General features: G+C 37.1%; 13 protein-coding genes, 1 tRNA gene and 1 riboswitch. Of the genes, 4 read left to right on the forward strand and 10 right to left on the reverse strand.

All coding sequences use genetic code 11. The features are described 5' to 3' along the window. Nucleotides 1-325: 325 nt before the first annotated feature. A complete protein-coding gene (locus MTBBW1_RS00005) occupies nucleotides 326-640 on the reverse strand; it encodes a PIN domain-containing protein (RefSeq protein ID WP_080797498.1) in 315 nt (104 codons plus the stop codon). 221 nt (nucleotides 641-861) lie between these two features. Further along, nucleotides 862-964, forward strand: a riboswitch (TPP riboswitch). Nucleotides 965-1,090: 126 nt separating this feature from the next. Between MTBBW1_RS00005 and MTBBW1_RS00010 the strand changes: the two genes are divergently transcribed. The 3 genes from MTBBW1_RS00010 to MTBBW1_RS00020 are packed head-to-tail and all read left to right on the forward strand — an operon-like array spanning nucleotide 1,091 to nucleotide 5,205. Next, nucleotides 1,091-2,278, forward strand: coding sequence for a thiamine ABC transporter substrate-binding protein (locus MTBBW1_RS00010; RefSeq protein WP_245809193.1), 1,188 nt, complete (start codon nucleotides 1,091-1,093; stop codon nucleotides 2,276-2,278). Next, nucleotides 2,257-3,954, forward strand: coding sequence for an ABC transporter permease (locus MTBBW1_RS00015; RefSeq protein ID WP_080797503.1), 1,698 nt, complete (start codon nucleotides 2,257-2,259; stop codon nucleotides 3,952-3,954). Before MTBBW1_RS00010 ends, MTBBW1_RS00015 begins: the two co-directional genes overlap by 22 nt. A 3-nt stretch (nucleotides 3,955-3,957) precedes the next feature. Beyond that, nucleotides 3,958-5,205 carry an ABC transporter ATP-binding protein gene (locus tag MTBBW1_RS00020; RefSeq protein WP_080797504.1) on the forward strand — a complete coding sequence of 416 codons (1,248 nt, stop codon included), beginning with the start codon at nucleotides 3,958-3,960 and terminating at the stop codon, nucleotides 5,203-5,205. Here the strand turns inward: MTBBW1_RS00020 and MTBBW1_RS00025 are convergent. The 3 genes from MTBBW1_RS00025 to MTBBW1_RS00035 form a co-directional block, all read right to left on the reverse strand. Beyond that, the gene (locus MTBBW1_RS00025) at nucleotides 5,180-6,124 is read right to left on the reverse strand and encodes a CPBP family intramembrane glutamic endopeptidase (RefSeq protein WP_080797506.1); all 945 of its coding nucleotides are present in this window, start codon (nucleotides 6,122-6,124) and stop codon (nucleotides 5,180-5,182) included. The genes MTBBW1_RS00020 and MTBBW1_RS00025 overlap by 26 nt on opposite strands. Before the next feature lie 195 nt (nucleotides 6,125-6,319). Further along, nucleotides 6,320-8,176: a hypothetical protein gene (locus MTBBW1_RS00030; RefSeq protein ID WP_139786605.1), complete on the reverse strand. Its 1,857-nt coding sequence runs from the start codon at nucleotides 8,174-8,176 to the stop codon at nucleotides 6,320-6,322. Between the two features lie 56 nt (nucleotides 8,177-8,232). Beyond that, nucleotides 8,233-8,421 (reverse strand): DUF6726 family protein, encoded by a 189-nt coding sequence (locus tag MTBBW1_RS00035; RefSeq protein ID WP_080797508.1) that lies wholly within the window; start codon nucleotides 8,419-8,421, stop codon nucleotides 8,233-8,235. A gap of 480 nt (nucleotides 8,422-8,901) precedes the next feature. Between MTBBW1_RS00035 and MTBBW1_RS00040 the strand changes: the two genes are divergently transcribed. Continuing rightward, complete coding sequence (locus MTBBW1_RS00040) at nucleotides 8,902-9,990, forward strand: SGNH/GDSL hydrolase family protein (RefSeq protein ID WP_080797510.1); 1,089 nt, start codon at nucleotides 8,902-8,904, stop codon at nucleotides 9,988-9,990. A 253-nt stretch (nucleotides 9,991-10,243) separates the two neighbouring features. On the opposite strand, the gene MTBBW1_RS00045 is transcribed toward MTBBW1_RS00040, so the two are convergent. The 6 genes from MTBBW1_RS00045 to MTBBW1_RS00070 form a co-directional block, all read right to left on the reverse strand. Further along, nucleotides 10,244-11,038, reverse strand: coding sequence for a class I SAM-dependent methyltransferase (locus MTBBW1_RS00045; RefSeq protein WP_080797511.1), 795 nt, complete (start codon nucleotides 11,036-11,038; stop codon nucleotides 10,244-10,246). Then, complete coding sequence (locus MTBBW1_RS00050) at nucleotides 11,025-12,263, reverse strand: glycosyltransferase family 4 protein (RefSeq protein ID WP_080797512.1); 1,239 nt, start codon at nucleotides 12,261-12,263, stop codon at nucleotides 11,025-11,027. The genes MTBBW1_RS00045 and MTBBW1_RS00050 overlap by 14 nt, the downstream gene beginning before the upstream one ends. A gap of 10 nt (nucleotides 12,264-12,273) precedes the next feature. Further along, a tRNA-Arg gene (locus tag MTBBW1_RS00055) sits at nucleotides 12,274-12,349 on the reverse strand. Nucleotides 12,350-12,749: 400 nt separating this feature from the next. After that, complete coding sequence (locus tag MTBBW1_RS00060) at nucleotides 12,750-14,192, reverse strand: bifunctional folylpolyglutamate synthase/dihydrofolate synthase (RefSeq protein WP_245809194.1); 1,443 nt, start codon at nucleotides 14,190-14,192, stop codon at nucleotides 12,750-12,752. A gap of 400 nt (nucleotides 14,193-14,592) precedes the next feature. Continuing rightward, complete coding sequence (rpsU, locus tag MTBBW1_RS00065; protein ID WP_281255599.1) at nucleotides 14,593-14,796, reverse strand: 30S ribosomal protein S21; 204 nt, start codon at nucleotides 14,794-14,796, stop codon at nucleotides 14,593-14,595. Between the two features lie 491 nt (nucleotides 14,797-15,287). Then, the gene (locus MTBBW1_RS00070) at nucleotides 15,288-15,962 is read right to left on the reverse strand and encodes an adenylate kinase (RefSeq protein WP_080797518.1); all 675 of its coding nucleotides are present in this window, start codon (nucleotides 15,960-15,962) and stop codon (nucleotides 15,288-15,290) included. Nucleotides 15,963-16,745: the final 783 nt, after the last annotated feature.

The following is a 16,745-nucleotide window of genomic DNA, read 5'->3' on the forward strand; positions in this document are numbered from 1 at the left end:
GGGCTTTTTTTATTGCTTTTTTATGAACAGGTTTTTGTGTGAAGCTCTTTATACTCAAATCCGACACCTATAACCTCTTGAGCCTTGTCAATAGTTTCTGAATCAGGATGCCCAGGATTAACAAAGATAAGGCAGGATTATCTATCCTGGACATCCTTTTTATTCTGGTTATCCTGATTCAGACAAATCCAACAACTGTAAAATAAATAGACCAAATGTTGATTTTAAGCAAATTATAAAATATGTTCATTTATCTAAAAATAGATACAAGATGTTGTGTTTGAAGATGACTGAATCGTAGCCATCTCCCTATAGTCTTCAAAATCTATTTAGGTACAATGTCTGACTCAAGTTGTTTTGCGATACTTAGCGCATTATTTAACGCATCATTTATGGTAAAAAGTTGAATTTTTAAAGTTTTCAGTGATGCAGGTGTTGTTATAATTTTTTCTTTTCCGGACAGTACCTTGGAAAGCTCCTGGGATTTTTCGGAAAACTGAACCAGTTTATGGCTGAACTCATTTACCTCTGTTGCCCATTTTTGCCTCTCATCGTCTGAAAATTCAATCTGTGCATTTCCTGTACCTTTAATCAAATCATCCAGTTGATAGTCTTCCGGGTTAGCAATGATTTCGTACATGATAACAGCTCCTTTTTTATTTTAAAGTGATTGTTGTTCAAGCTGATTTTAATATGGAAAATATTGATATCCATTGATTAACAATTCGATTTTATTCATTTTTTTAAAGCAAGTCAAGGTTGAATATCTGCTATTAAAATTCTCATTTTGAAATCTTCATATCAACAAAACCTTATTCAATACTTGACATCTCTTTTCTTTCCAATTATTAAATTATAAAAATTAGTGAATGCGGGAGCTAATATATCTGCTGAGAGGGGAGTAAATCCCGACCGCTTGACCTGATCCGGATAATGCCGGCGTAGGAATTGAATATTGATTAAAACCATTCTCTGCCTGCTTATTCAGGATTCGGAGAATGGTTTTTTTATTTATGCATCCATAATTTGTCATTTTACACTTAATGCTTTAGAAAGATAAAATAAATGCCTTGATTAAGGAGTTATGCCTGTGAAAAAGATAATTATAACGATACTATTTTTTTTTGTTGCAGCCACTTTTATTCAGCCTGTTTGTTGTTATGCAGCCGCTGACATGACCGGAAGAGATGAACAAGATATAAAAGAAGTGATTGAAAGTGCAAACGACGCACCACTCTCTTCTGCTGAATATCTTGTTGTTAATATTGAAGAAAAAAATATTGCAAAATCTGAAGGCATTGCTGAGTCGCCAATAGAAGAAGTTACCCTTATGACTCACGACAGTTTCAGCGTTAGTGAGGAGGTTGTAAAAGATTTTGAGGTGCAAAATAATGCAAAAATAAGATTTTTGAAGGCAGGTGATGCCGGAGAAGCCCTTAATAAAGCCATACTTTCTAAAAACAACCCTCTTGCTGATATCTTTTATGGTGTTGACAATACTTTTTTAAGCAGATCGCTAAAAGAAGAAATTTTTATTTCATATGAGTCTCCAATGCTGAAATATGTGGACGACAAGCTCAAACTTGATCCGGAGTATAGACTTTTGCCTGTGGATTTTGGAGATGTCTGTCTTAATTATGATAAAAGATGGTTTGCAAATCACAACATACAGCCACCTTTAATGCTGGAAGATCTTGTGAAGCCTGAGTACAAAGGATTGTTGGTGATTCAGAATCCCGCTACATCATCTCCGGGACTTGCTTTTCTTTTAACCACCATAAGCAGGTTCGGGGAGAGAGAAGCCTTTAATTTCTGGAAAAAATTAAAGGTCAATGATATCCTTGTTGCTAACGGTTGGAAAGATGCTTATTGGGGCAAATTCAGTGCTGCATCAGATGGAGATCGGCCAATTGTTGTAAGCTATGCCTCAAGCCCAGCGGCAGAGGTGCACTTTGCCGAAAAAAATCTGGAGGAAGCTCCCACAGATGTCGTAACATCACATGGTTCTGCTTTTAGGCAGATTGAATTTGCAGGTATCTTGAAGGGGACAAAGCATCATAATCTGGCAAAAAAACTTATGGATTTTCTCCTTTCCAGGAGGTTTCAGGAAGATATTCCTCTTCAGATGTTTGTTTTTCCGGCCAACAATAGTGCTATATTGCCTGATGTTTTCAAAAAACATGCTCATATTACAAAAGAGCCTGCCCTATTACCTTATGATGAGATCAGCGAAAAAAGAGAAATGTGGATTGAAAAATGGACAGAGCTCGTCCTTTGAACAAAAATCGGGTTCTAATATTGTTGCCTGAAATATTTGCAAAATACTTTCCAAGGCGTCCTGCGATATTGGCAGGGTTTATACCTTTGACTTTTCTTGTGCTCTTTTATTTCTATCCCCTGACAGGCATATTTATTAGAAGTTTTTTCGATCAGGGTAACTTTTCTGCAACAACTCTTCTAAAGATTTTGAATTCATCCAGAATGGCCGGAATTTTCTGGTTTACCCTGTGGCAAGCTACCATTTCAACAATCTTGACTCTTGTGATTGCGTTGCCATGTGCCTGGGTTACCGGAAATTTTGATTTCAAGGGTAGAAAAGCTGTTATGGCAATCTCAACACTTCCTTTTGTTCTTCCAACCATTGTCGTGGCTGCAGCATTTCAGGCACTTATGGGTAGCAAAGGCGTTTTGGGTTTTTTTCATATGGATGGTTCGCTTGGAATGATTTTGCTGGCACACATGTTTTTTAACTTCTCAGTTGTTTTAAGGATAACTTCAGGGTTCTGGTCATCCATGGGAAGAACCCTGCCCATGGCAGCTTCAATGCTTGGAGCTAACCCTTTAAAGATATTTATTAAGGTGACCCTTCCGATGCTGGCACCAGCGGTTTTTGCATCATCAATACTTGTGTTTATTTTTTGTTTTGCAAGTTTTGGAGTAATTATGGTACTTGGTGGCCCTTCATTTACAACACTTGAAGTGGAAATTTACCGCCAGGCAGCCCATCTTTTTAATCTTCCTGTTGCTTCAGCACTGTCATTGTTTCAGATTCTGTTCACTTTTTTTATGATGTGGATATATACATCTCTTCAGAAAAAAAATACTACGTTTTCTCCGGAATCAGAAAAATTTTCACTGAAAAAACCTGAATCAACATTTGAAAAATGTTCAGTATTTTGTGTAGTCCTTTTTGTTATATTTTTTTTTATGATTCCTATTATGGCGCTTTTGATAAAATCAATATGGTATAAAGGTTCAATATCATTTTTGTACTATAGTGAGCTTTTTTTAAATACTTCGGGTTCCATTTTTTATATTTCTCCATTGAATGCCATTGTAAATTCACTTTTGTTTGCGTGTTCTGCACTTGTCATGGCTATTATCATAGGGGTTTGCGCTGTATATACCATCAGAACTTCCGGAGAGAAAATAGCTAATATTCTAGATCCTCTTTTTATGCTGCCTCTTTCTACTTCAGCTGTTACCCTTGGCTTTGGAATTATAATAACTTTGGATAAGCCTCCATTAAACTTTAGAACATCCCCAATGCTTATTCCAATTATTCATACCCTTGTTGCCTTTCCATTTGTTGTAAGATCTCTTTTACCGGTATTGAGATCAATTCCGGCATCCATAAAAGAGTCTGCTGCTCTTTTGGGTGCTTCTCCTTTAAGTGTCTGGATGCATATTGAATTACCTGTTATAGCCCGGGCACTTTCTGTTGGTGCAGTTTTTGCTTTTACTGTTAGCCTTGGCGAGTTTGGTGCCACCATATTTGCAGCTCGACCTGAATATACCACTATTCCTGTGACAATTTATAAATTTTTGGGCCATCCAGGTTCGCTTAATCAAGGCCAGGCAATGGCAGCTTCTTCTCTTTTAATGCTTGTAACTGCTGCAGGATTTATCTTTATTGAAAGATTCAGAGACACTGTAGGGCATGAGGGGTTCTGACCAATGGAAACAGAACTTGAAATTAATAATATCTCTTTTAGAATCGGAAAAGTCGATATTTTAAAGGATATTTTTATATCCATTGAAAAGCCAGGAATAAGAGTATCTCTGCTTGGCCCTTCAGGCTGTGGTAAAACAACCCTTTTAAGAATAATCTCCGGTCTTGACAAACCAAGCAAAGGTAGTGTCATGTTTCGAGGTAAAGATATTGCTCATGTTCCCCCACATAAAAGAAATTTTGGAATGATGTTTCAGGACTTTGCGCTTTTTCCACACAGAAATGTATTCAAGAATATCTCCTTTGGCCTTGAAATGAAGGGGTTTTCAAGAAAAGAGATTGCTGAAAGAGTCTCCTGTATGCTTGAGCTTGTTAATCTTGAAGGTTATGATCGAAGGGATATCAAGGAGCTTTCAGGTGGAGAACGTCAACGAGTTGCCCTTGCTCGTACCCTTGCACCCTATCCTGATTTGATTATGCTGGATGAGCCGCTTGGAGCGCTTGACAGGCTTCTCAGAGAGCGTCTTCTGGCTGATTTATGCAAAGTCCTTGATGGAACCGGAATAACGGCAATTCTTGTTACTCATGATCATCAAGAGGCATTTACTGCATCAGATTTTGTTTGCGTCATGGATAACGGGAAGGTATCACAGATTGACTCACCGGAAAGGCTTTATAAGCACCCTGTTAACAAGCAGGTTGCAGATTTTCTTGGTTTTCAAAACATTACAACCGGAAAAACTATTCGTGATGGCAAATATATTCTTTCGGATTTTGATTCTGTTGCTGATTATTCTTTAGATAAATGCTCACCCTCTTTAAATGTAAAAAGAATAGATAAAAATATTGCAACTGATGGTGATACTGTAACACTGCTAATAATGCCTGATGCCGCAGAGATTGTATCTGAAAAAAATATTATGCAGGAAAATGCATTACCAAAGAGAGAAATTTGTTTAAAAAGAGAGAATGTTATTATTGGGAAGAATTCCCTTGAAAATAACACCTTCCCAGATTTTTTTGAAAAAGAAACTGTTTTAGAAAATAGAGTACACCACTGCAACAACATTATTGAGGGCATTATCACAGATGCCTATTTTCAGGGGGCAATATGGAAGGTTTTTATAAAAACATCTCATGGAAAACAATTTTCATTTAATCTGCCATGTGATGCAAAAGTAGCTAAAAAGGGAGAGAAAATTTTATTGAGAATTAAATCTTCAGGCATTAAAAGGCTTGATGCAGAAGGTTAATAAAAAAAATGCCCATATTGGCAAGAATATGTATTGTTATGGGTGCTACTATGTTACCTGAATGTTCAAATGCAATTGCAAACAGCAAACCGCCTGTTATCTGCACTAAAGGAATGTTGTCGCCACTGAAATGAGATAAAGCAAATAGGGTTGTACTTATCACTACCGCAACACCTGTTCCGTATTTTCTGAAAAATGAGTATAGGATCCCTCTGAAAAAAAGCTCTTCTGCAACAGGGCTGACAAGGCCACCTGTAACCAAAAAAAGTACGATGTCCATTTTCTCCTTTGGCATTGAAAATAATATAAATTTCAATGGATTTATCCCTGTTAACAAAAGAAAAGCAATTCCTGCCACAAGAGTCATTCCTGAAAAGCATATTGACCAGAGTATTCCATATTTTATACCTTTTTTAACGTTGTTAATTGAAAAAATTGAATTAAATATAGTATTTTTATCTTTTAAACTAAAATTTTTTTTACCGTGAAAACAGACCCGGTTTTCATGTTCGGGGGTGGCCGGTATTGCATCCGGCCATGAGCGTTTACTTGTTAAATATAACGGCCATGGCAGATTCATCTGCAACAACGAAGCATGAAAGTCATTTAGAGCCTTAAAAGACAGGGACTTTCTAATAAAAGCTCTGGAAGAAGAGTCAGAAGGAGTGGAGAGATTATTTTTTTCAATTGTTGATTTTCTGCGTGAAGCTATCCAGTAGTTTAAAAGATAAAGTATCCCTGTAATTTCAAAAAGCCTTATTAGAAGTAGCGTTCCCATGTGTGAGAAGAGTTTTCCAAGAAAAGGTGCAAAGGCTTCTGATAAAAAAATTATTGCCAATGCAGTTAAAAGCTCCCCAAATGAGATTTTTATTCTGTCATTTTCCGGCCAGTTTGTATTTCCCGTCTTTATGGTTTCCATATATCTACATCTAATTTGATTGTTTAGGAATTGATTTTTAACAACTTGTCCATTCAACTCGCCCCAGCCACATTTTACAGACTTGCAAGGGGGAGTTTGGGTAAGTTAAAGTTAATTAAACCCTATTGCTTAGCAAAGTTAAATATTTCAGTAGGTTACAGTTTAATGACTTTCAATACTTGCGGTTTTGAAGGTTCACCAGTTTCTAATCTTGTTTAAAGATTGGTAGGCATACCACTGTACATACCAGTCATGACTTGTAATAATTTTTTTTTCCAGAAATTTTGAAAGCCATAACCCTGAATAGTGTTTATGTGCCTGATTTTTGGTACAACTCTTTGTTTTCGTTTTAAGTTCTCTTTTTATAATATGTGCAATTGCTTCAATTGTACTGCATTGAACATTAATTGACGTATCATAGCTCATTTTTTCAAGATATGGAATATTTTTTATAACTCCTGCTTTGCCCATATTTTTAGCCAACCAGTATTTTTCGGCATTGGTTTGCTCATTGTCAGTAAAAATAGTACTTTTCTCATAAACATCCATCTGTTTTTTTATATCTTGCCTGTTTTGACTATAAAGCCTGCGAAGGGCTTCTATCCTGAATATTTCATTTTTATGTATGATAAGTTTAGCCATAGTTATATCTGTTTTTTCGTTTTTCAGAGGATACAGTATTGTCAGAGTCCCCAGGAAGATACTTACCGTTAAAGCAGAGCTTATATAAAGGGAAATATTACCAGCGTGTGAAGTTATGGCAGAAGGTTTTAAAACATTAAGGGCAGATGCAATTGATTTATCTATGGCTGCTGCAATGAATAAAAAAGATATAAAAAGCATCAACAGTGGTGTTGTTGTTATGAGGCCAACAAAACATAATATTCTCATAACTGCATGTGTATCAGTAGTTTGTGAAAACCGATCAAGAAAAAAAGAAGGTTTTTCAATAAATTTTTCAATGGAGATGGGAGTCGATGTTGAATGTTTAAAAGCATATTGACAAGATGTAAAAATTGGAAGTTTTAAATGTATTGAGTTAAAGGTTTTTGTCATTATTAAATATAGAAAAGTGTAATGATTCAACAGATCATCATCCCAAAATGACAAATCATGATTATGTATAAGTAAAATTTCATTTGAATTGAGCTTTCTGTTATTTGAAAGATGTTTTTCAACATGCAATGAGGCTTTCTCTTTTTGCTGAATACTAAACCATCCATGGCGTGAGAGTGCTTTTTTAATTTTTGGGAAAAAAGCTATCTGTGGGTCAATCCAGCATGTTTTAACCTGTTTATGCATTGGTTTTTTTATAGCTTCTGCTGCATAAAGAGTGTGTTTGTAATAAAACTCATTTAAAGTTGCCCCTGCCTTGTTATCTAAAAGAATATAATCCCTTGCACGGATAAAAACGCTTTTGTCGCATTTTAGATAGTAAGTTGTTGTGGTTATAAAAATGGTGATAAAAAACAGCAGCATGAATTGAAAGTTGCATTCAATTTTCAAGGGCTTTTTCTGTGATACAGTAATGAATGTTTGCTTAAATATTATTCGTGATATGCGATTATTTGAGGCGTAAAAGTCAATTTTTGTAATGAATAGAATGGCAAGTGGAATAAAAAGAGTGCTTGTTGCAGCGGATTCATTATCAAAATATAGTAAAACTGTGAGAATTAACCATGGTAAGAGAAAGATAATTTTTCTTTTATGCAATGGGCTGTTGCAGATAAACCTGCACATTATAAGCCATACTATTGAAGATATTGTTATCAGAAGACCCGCAGTAAAAGCAAAAAAAAGGGAGCCGGCCAGCGCAGAAAATGGATCATAAAGTGAGAGCAGTGCTTTTCCGTAAGGGACAACGGTGTAACTTTCTTGGTTAAGCAGATTGATTGTTGATGCAAGCCGATGATTGGAAGAGTATATTTCAATAAATGATATAAGTGTTGATGTGAGGATACCTGACACAAAGTTTAATATGATTGGGCTCTCTTCAATGACTGCTTTAAAATTTTCTGATCTTTTGTTATTGTTTTCAGTAATTTTTTTCAATGAAGTAAAAAGGGCCTTTTGCAAGATATGATGGGTATCCATTAGCAGAGAAAAAGCTACAGAGGCAAATCATCAATTATTGCTGCTGATTCATCAATGGCATCATGAATCGAGTTGCCTGCAACCGGAATAACAGAAATGACCGCACCGCCCACACGCATGGGGACTGTTATAATTTTTGTGAGTACACATCCGGAAAGAAAAATAAAAATCGATAATATAATCAGTATTTTTAAAAAATTCATGGTAAAGTTCCTGATTTTCAGTTAAATAAATGAACATGGATTTGAGTTTGATATTGAAGATTATTTTAAATGTCAAGTTTTTAAAAAAAATGATTCTGATACAGCATTTCAGGTACCTTTAGAGCCTGTTTAAAAACTATTTGGCTCTTAAAATATCGCTCGTCAGTCATAAGTTCTCTAATGGAGACCACAGATAGTATTTTTCAGAGAATTGAAAGTACAATATGTGGTGGTGGATTTGAGATGTTAGGACTTATGAGGATCTCAGTTGAATTTAAAAAGACTATGTTTGGTAGTCACTGGGAGACTATGTGATTGACGAGATATGCTTTATGCGAGGTTCTTTATTCATGTAAGGTCTTGTTTTACCGTGGAAATGGCTACAAGTTTTCATATTAGGGGATAGCTGCATCGCAGCCATGTCTGTTTAGCCTTATTTTGTATAATCATGAAAAAACAGAAATTTAAAGGAGCTGTTAAATGGTTAAAAATGAAAGAAGATCAACAAAAATCACTTTGGTTGTAGGGCTTTTCTCAATACTTTTCCTGTTCACCACCACTGCACATGCTCGTATTTATGGAAATATCGTAGCATTTGGAGATAGTCTTACAGATCATTATGGATTACAGGCATATCTTGGACCATATGATCCTGTGGCTAATCCCAACGGTGCCCCTGATGTCTGGTCTGACGGCGATGTCTGGGTGGAATATCTTGCTGACATATGGGGTGCTGAATTAGATAACAATGCAATTGCCGGTGCAATGACTCAAGGCCATGAAAGCGAAGCCGTACAGATGCTTTCTGATAATGGAACACTCCCAAATCTTGGACTTGTTGGGCAGGCTGACATGTATGTTGCTTCTGTTCCAGAGTTTGACCCTGAAGAGACATTGTTCACTATATGGATTGGTGGAAATAATTTGTTGGAATTTGGCAGAGGAGAATTGGATACCACAGAACCCTTTGTTATGATAACAGAAGCCATGACTGGTATTAAAGATGCAGTGGTAACTCTTTATTCACAGGGGGCAACAAATTTTCTTATATTGAATTTGCCGGATATAGGCAAAACTCCAGCATATAATAAAAGAAGCCCTGAAGTAATAGCCTCGGTGACACAGCTTGTTCAATCATACAATGCCTCTCTCGATGCAGCAGTTAAAAATCTTGAAGCAAGTCTGGAAGGTATAACAATATATTCATTTGATGTTTTTACTTATTTTACTGAAATGATAGACAGTGGTGTTTTTGTAAATGTGACAGATACTTACATGGAAATTGATGCAGAAGGTAATAAAACTGGCAATGTGAATGGAGATGCTGAGGATTATGTTTTTTGGGATAACATTCATCCTATGACAAAGGCTCATAAGATGGTGGCAACGGAAGTTGATGAAACAATTTTTTCAGTTAAAGAAGCTGATAATGACAGCAGTTCAACCTGTTTTATTGATTCCGTCAATGGTCAGAGGAACGGTAATGCAGACCATTTTATCTTTTTTGTTATTGCTTCTTTATTAGCGGGGGTAGGTGCTTTGATTTCCAACAAAAGATCAGAAAAATAGGGACATTCATTTCTAACTTTACACTTTCAGGAACAGCGTAGCCATTTTTCAGGCATTTGAATCCGGAAAGTGTAAAGTTACTTTGGTATGATATGAAAATTGTCGAAAAACAAACAGGTAACAGAAGGTTGTTCTTTGTCAGGATAACTACTGCACCGTCAAGACTTAATTTTAGGATTATCTGCAACGTAGAGACAAGGCATGCCTTGTCTCTACAATTAAACGAACCCTAATTTTTAGCTTTGACAATACACTACTTGCTAAAATAAAACACAATGCTTTTACCCATCAAAGGATTTAATAATTTTTCTGTGAAACGGGTGATAAAGGGTTTTTTCATAAGATCCCAGACAAGTATTGAGTGATATGCATTTACAGCTATTGAATCTGTATTGCTTAATCCCACCAGGCATTTGAGCCACCAGTAGGCGGAATGAAGGCTGTGTGCATAATGGTGTTTGCCTGAAGGTATGAAGCCGGCATTGATTACTTTTTTTTCAAGTTCTTTTTTTCGGTATATACGAATGTGCCCGCCTGGTGAGTTACTGTATTCACGGGAAAGATTCCAGCAGATTTTTTCAGGCCAGTACCTTGGAATACTCAGTGCCATCATGCCGCCTTTTTTAAGAACTCTTTTTAACTCCATCAGTGCATCATACTCTCCATGGATGTGTTCCATTACCTCAGAGCATATAACAACATCAAAGCTGTTGTCTGAAAAGGGAAGGCATGTGATATCTGCGGCAGAAAGCGCCCATGTGGATGAACGTTTTGATGTTTGAAAGGTTGCTTCAGTTTTATTTTGTGGTACTTTGTGAAGCGTGTCTCTCCGGGGTGTGTTGCGGCACCTGATATTTTCCATGAACTCTTCGTGGTGTTTCAGTTTTTCAGAAGATATCAGTAAATCTCCATGGGACATATCTGCTCCAATACACACGGTTCCAGGGAACTCCCACGCTTTTGCTGTGTGACGACCTTCTCCGCATCCAATATCAAGAATCCGGTATCCTGGTTTGATCCCAAGACGATTAAAATCAACGGTAATCACGAATGACCTCTCTGTAGGCATTGGCAGTTTTTAATGCAGTCATTTCCCAAGTGTAATTGTTCATTACCCGATCATAACCTGCCTGTGCCATTCGTTCCCTCTCAGAGGGATCATCAAGAAGTCTGACAATTGCATCTTTCAAGGCTTTTGCATTAGCTGAAGGTACAATTTTTGCGGCATTTCCTGCAACTTCAGGCAGAGCTCCGCCAGTAGTACAGATAACCGGAATACGACAGGCCATTGCTTCACCCACCGGCAAGCCAAATCCCTCATAAAGTGAAGGCACAACAGCAATTGTTGCCTTTGCATACTCCTCCACAAATCTTTTGTTGTCAATTCTGCCCGTAAATTCAATAAGATGTCCCAGGGCAAGACGCTTAATAACTTTTTCAATGCCTCCGTTTTTTTTAGGAGAGCCAATGACAACAAGTTTTATGGGTCGTTTTTCCATCTCCATTAGTTTAACTGCGTGGAGAAGATAGTAAAGCCCTTTCAATGGGGTATCAGCGCTGTTGGTTACAATAAGTCTGTGTTCTTTCCGTGTTATATGCTCCAATGGATGAAATAGCTCTGTGTTGATGCCGTTGGGGATCGTTGTAAATCTGTTGTAAGGAATGGAAAATTCTTTGGATATATCCTGTCTGGAAAAGTCAGAAACAGTAATCAGTTTTGGTAATCTTCTCGCTACATATTTCTGCATTCCTATGAATGAGTACCATCGGAGCTGCTGGAATTTCCGGTAGGGTGACCGCGTGCTCTTAAGAGCAATCCTGCGATCAACTGTCATGGGGTGGTGTATTGTGGCAGTTACAGGCAGATGTTTTGATAGTGATAAAATACCATAAGCAAGACATTGGTTATCATGGATAATGTCATATTTTTGAAATTTATCTTTAAGGTATCTCTTCGCTCTCATGCCAAATGTAAGGGGTTCAGGATAGCCCATTGTAGAGACACCTAACCACTCAATCAGATTGACAGGATCTTCGAGTTCATGGAGGTTTGGAGTTCTGAAGAGCGCTTCGGGATTATACAGGTCAAGGGTCTTAATCTTTGTAAGTTTTACATTGCCATTAAGTTGAGGATCAGGAGGGCCTGCTATAACCTCTACTCTGTGTCCTAAGTCTGCAAGGCGTCTGCTCAGGTTCCTTACATAAACACCCTGACCGCCGCAATGGGGGTTGCTGCGGTAGCTTATAATTCCAATTCTAAGTTTGCTTTGCATGATGGGATGGTGGTGCGCCCGGCTGGAATCGAACCAGCGATCTTCAGCTTCGGAGGCTGACGCCTTATCCACTGGGCTACGGGCGCATGAGTTGTCTTCAATGAACGACAAAGTTCACTGATATGTTCCTTTATGGATTGTTTGAATGGTTTTATATTAGAAAGTACTTATAAATTCTTGTTTTTAAAGGACTTTCAAGATTAGTTGTGATGCCCTTGCAATCATGGTGATTTGTTAGAAGATGATTTGTCAGAAAGTCTCCATAACATATTGATATATAAATACTTTCATGCTTCGTTGTGGCAAATGGGTCTGCCATGGCCGTTATAATATGCTTTCATGCTTTGTTGTGGCAAAATATTTTGCCATGGGAGCTATTAAAAGCCTCTTTTATCTATTACACAAAAAAGAATCAAGGTATTTTTTTATTAATCTGGAATGCTGTAAAAATGAGAACTACTTATGCAGTAAACAGTCTTAACTGCTTTACGATGTATTCAAAGGATGCCGAAAATCTTTGTCAATTTTATCTCGTGCCTCTCCTGCGACATAAAGAGAACCTGCAATACATATAGTGTCTGATGTGTCTGCGGTTTTCAGTGCATGTGCTACGGCTGATCCCACATCCCTGATTATTTCCATATGTGCGTTGGATATTGTCTTTGCAAATTCCTTTAGAGTCTCTGGTTCAAGGCTTCTGTTGATTTGAGCTTTGGTAAAAATAACGCTGTCTGCCACAGGTAATAGATGTTTTAGCATAGCCTTGTAGGGCTTATCATCAAGAATACCTAAAATCATAATATATTTTGGTTCTGCAACCTTTTCCTGTTGGTGACTCTTTGTTGATTGTGATGAGTTAAGCTTTTTAGTCTTGAGGTAATGACCAAGATTTTCTGCAGCCTGAAGATTATGAGCACCATCAATGATAACTGTGGGGTTTTTCAAGATATATTCAAGGCGACCTGGCCATGATGTGGTCAAAAGCCCTTTTCTTATACTACCTTCTGTAATTTTTCGTGATTGCAGAAGTGAGTCTGATGAGGTATTGGATTCTGGATATCTGATGCTTTTTTGTTTTTTTATAAGCAGTTCACATGCTGCAAGGGCAAGGGAAGCATTGTCAACTTGATGGAGACCAGGAAGTGTTAATTTCAGATTTTCCCAGTTTGCATTGATTCCCTTGTAATTGAATCTTGATATATTGGGAGCTGATTTTGAATCACTGCAGCTCAAATCAGGGAGATCAGATAATTGGGTATTGGTATCAGGCAAGGGGAGATTTGTAAGGGTGACAGAAAAATCTCTTCCCAGCCTGTAAAAAGGTGCACTGTTTGTTTTTGCACTATTTCGGATAACCGAAAGCGCAGGCTCTTCTGAAACTCCTGTTATAACAGGTACTGCCGGTTTTATGATGCCTGCTTTTTCAGCAGCGATTTTTTCAATGGTGTCTCCAAGGTATTCTGTATGTTCTATGGAGATATTTGAAATAATAGCAATTTCCGGATTAATAATGTTTGTGGCATCCAGCCGTCCGCCCATGCCGGTCTCAATGACTGCCCATTCAACATTTTTTTTTGCAAAAATATAGAAAGCCATGGCAGTTGTAATTTCAAAAAATGTTGCTTTTCTTTCTCCTATATCTGCCGTTTTTACAGCAAGGTAGGATTCTACAACATCATCATCAGAAATCATTGTTTTATTGATTGTAAAACGTTCGTTGAACTTTACAAGGTGAGGGGATGTGTAAAGACCTGTATCAAACCCTGAATGTATAAGAATAGAGGATATGTAAGACGCAATTGAACCTTTGCCGTTTGTGCCTGCAATATGGATTGTTTTAATTTTTTCTTCAGGAGAGCCAAGTTTCTTCAAAATGGCTTTGACAGTATCAAGTTCAAGTTTAATGCCGAAACGCCCCAGAGCAAACATCTCTGTGAGGCATTCTTTATATGATAGAGGTGATTTGTTCATTATTTTTAAAAGTTATGTATAAAATAGTTAAAAGTTGTATAACATAGTTAATGGTATTTACTTTTGGAATCCTTCGTTTTATCCCAAAAGTACTTTACGCTTTCTGGATTGAAATCCCCGAAAAACGGCCATGATATTTCGGAAAGTTTAAAGCGGAGTTCAAAAAAGACTTGCATTCCTCTGATTGATGCGGGCATTCGCCATGTAAGTTTATTAATTCAAGTGAGAAGAGTTTTTTTTGGTAAGGCGTAAAAAAACCCGGATTATATTCGTCTTATAAGAATACAAACCGGGTTTTTATTCAATGATACTTTTTTGCGCTTGCCGCTTGATTTCAAATTTAGCGAGTGTTTAATTGCTATTTTCTTCTGGAAGCTGCAATACGCTGTCTTCTCATAGCTTCCCGCATCTTGCGGCGTCTGTACTGACTTGGTTTTTCAAAATTTTTTTTCAATTTAAGACGTTTGAACAGGCCGTCATTCTGAATCTTTTTTTTCAGAATTTTCATGGCCTTTTCAACGTCGTTGTCAATAACCTTGACTGTAATTTCCTTCAAATGCATCGCCCCTTTCTTGCCCGTCATTCATGCTGACAGTTTATTTTAATAAATTTTTCTTATATCAGGAGTGTGCTGTTTGATCAAGAAAAAAATAACGAAGCCAAGAAGATATACTCCAAATCGACATATTATTGATTTTTTGCAGTTGCGGAATTTGTCTGAATCAGGATAACCAGGATAAAAGTGATGTTCTGGATAGATAATCATGCCTTATCCTGTTAATCGTGGGAATCCTATTCAGACAGTGTAAAGTGTTCATGAATCATGCCATTTTTTAATATCTTAATATGGTCTAATTAACTTACCCGAACGCCCCCCTCTCCATTCATGAAGAGCTGGGGGGTGAGGTTAATTGTTAAGTATTTCCACACTGTTATTTAAATACTGTTATTTAAAGATAAAAAACAGGCTTGTATGTTTGATTTTGCCCATATTTATTAATATCAATAAAATCAATAAATTACAGATGAAATATTCGATTGTATGGATATGATTTACAGTTTTGAAATAAGCTCGTCAGTAACACTCTTGAGGTCGTTTTTGCCTTCAAGGGTAACATATTTTATGGTGTCATCTTTTTCAGTCAGATCACGGAAGTAATAGGCAGAGGCAAGTGTTCCGTCTTCTGTGTTGTAATAGATGGAGTGACGTTTATCTATCGCAGACTCATCCTGATCATCAGCGCGGGTTGTAAGTGCACCACCGCATACCCTGCACTTGTCTCCATCGGGTTTTATGGCATCAATAAAGATGTTGTTAGGATGGTTATTGTCGTTTTCGCATAGGCGACGCCCCATGATTCTGTCCTTTGCAATCTGTCTGTCAAGAATCATTTCAATTACATAGTTGAGCTTCATTCCGGCTTCCTTAAGGGATGCGTCAAGTTTCTCAGCCTGTATTTTGTTTCTTGGAAAACCGTCAAGCAGCCATCCTCCCTTACAGTCATCCTGTTTCAGGCGGTCAAGTACCATGGGAATTGTTATCTCATCAGGGACAAGATCACCTCTGTCAATATATGCTTTTGCCTGTTTGCCAAGCTCTGTTCCACCTTTGATGTTGTCTCTGAAAATAGCTCCTGACTCTATGTGTGCAATATTATATTTGTCTTTTAAAATTGCACCCTGGGTACCTTTTCCGCTTCCATTTGGACCAAAAAAAATAATGTTCATACAATAACTCCTTATAGTTAATATATAGCAATGAGTTGTGTTTCAATACACAACAGGATAATTGGGAGCAGGATATTAACTGTCTGTCCTTAACAGTTTTTTATATGAAAGTCTCCGTAACAGCCTGTTTTGAAAATGACTTTCATCCCTTCGATTGTGGCGGTAATCCGCCATGTACGTTATACCGTGAATCGGAAAAATCGTTTTTTTATTTAGATCAACGGATTTGGGATCCACCAATATTTTTATATTAAGGCAAGCTTATTATATCTGTTCAGGCATACCTATATAAAGGCTGTGAGAATGTCAAGGGTTGAAAGTTTTGAAAATTAATTTTATGGCAGCTCTATTTCTTGGCTTTACGTTTTTCAGAGCACTCACCTCTTTTTTACCATGAAAAGGACTATTCTTTTTATACTTGGGGATGATTGATACGCAATCATGCCCGTTTACCGTGAAAATGACTATCATTTTATACTGGGGGGTGATTGATACGTAATCAATCATAGCTGTTTTTTCCAGGTAGTGTAAAATTGCCAATGAAAGATGCTGAATTTTTTTGTTTAATTAATTCAACTTTTCTTGACATAAAAAAAAAAGAGTTGTATTTTTCACAAATTAATTATGTCCATGTTTCAGTTTTACTCATTTTATAAAAAAAGTGAACTGCTTCAACCCCATTCCATCTGCTTTCTGATCGCGCTTCAAAGCATTGCACATCGAATTTTCTAACCTGACAACGAACCGGAATTTGATTTTTCTGGTTCTGTTTTTGTTAAACAT

The organism is Desulfamplus magnetovallimortis (assembly GCF_900170035.1).
Lineage (GTDB): Bacteria > Desulfobacterota > Desulfobacteria > Desulfobacterales > Desulfobacteraceae > Desulfamplus > Desulfamplus magnetovallimortis.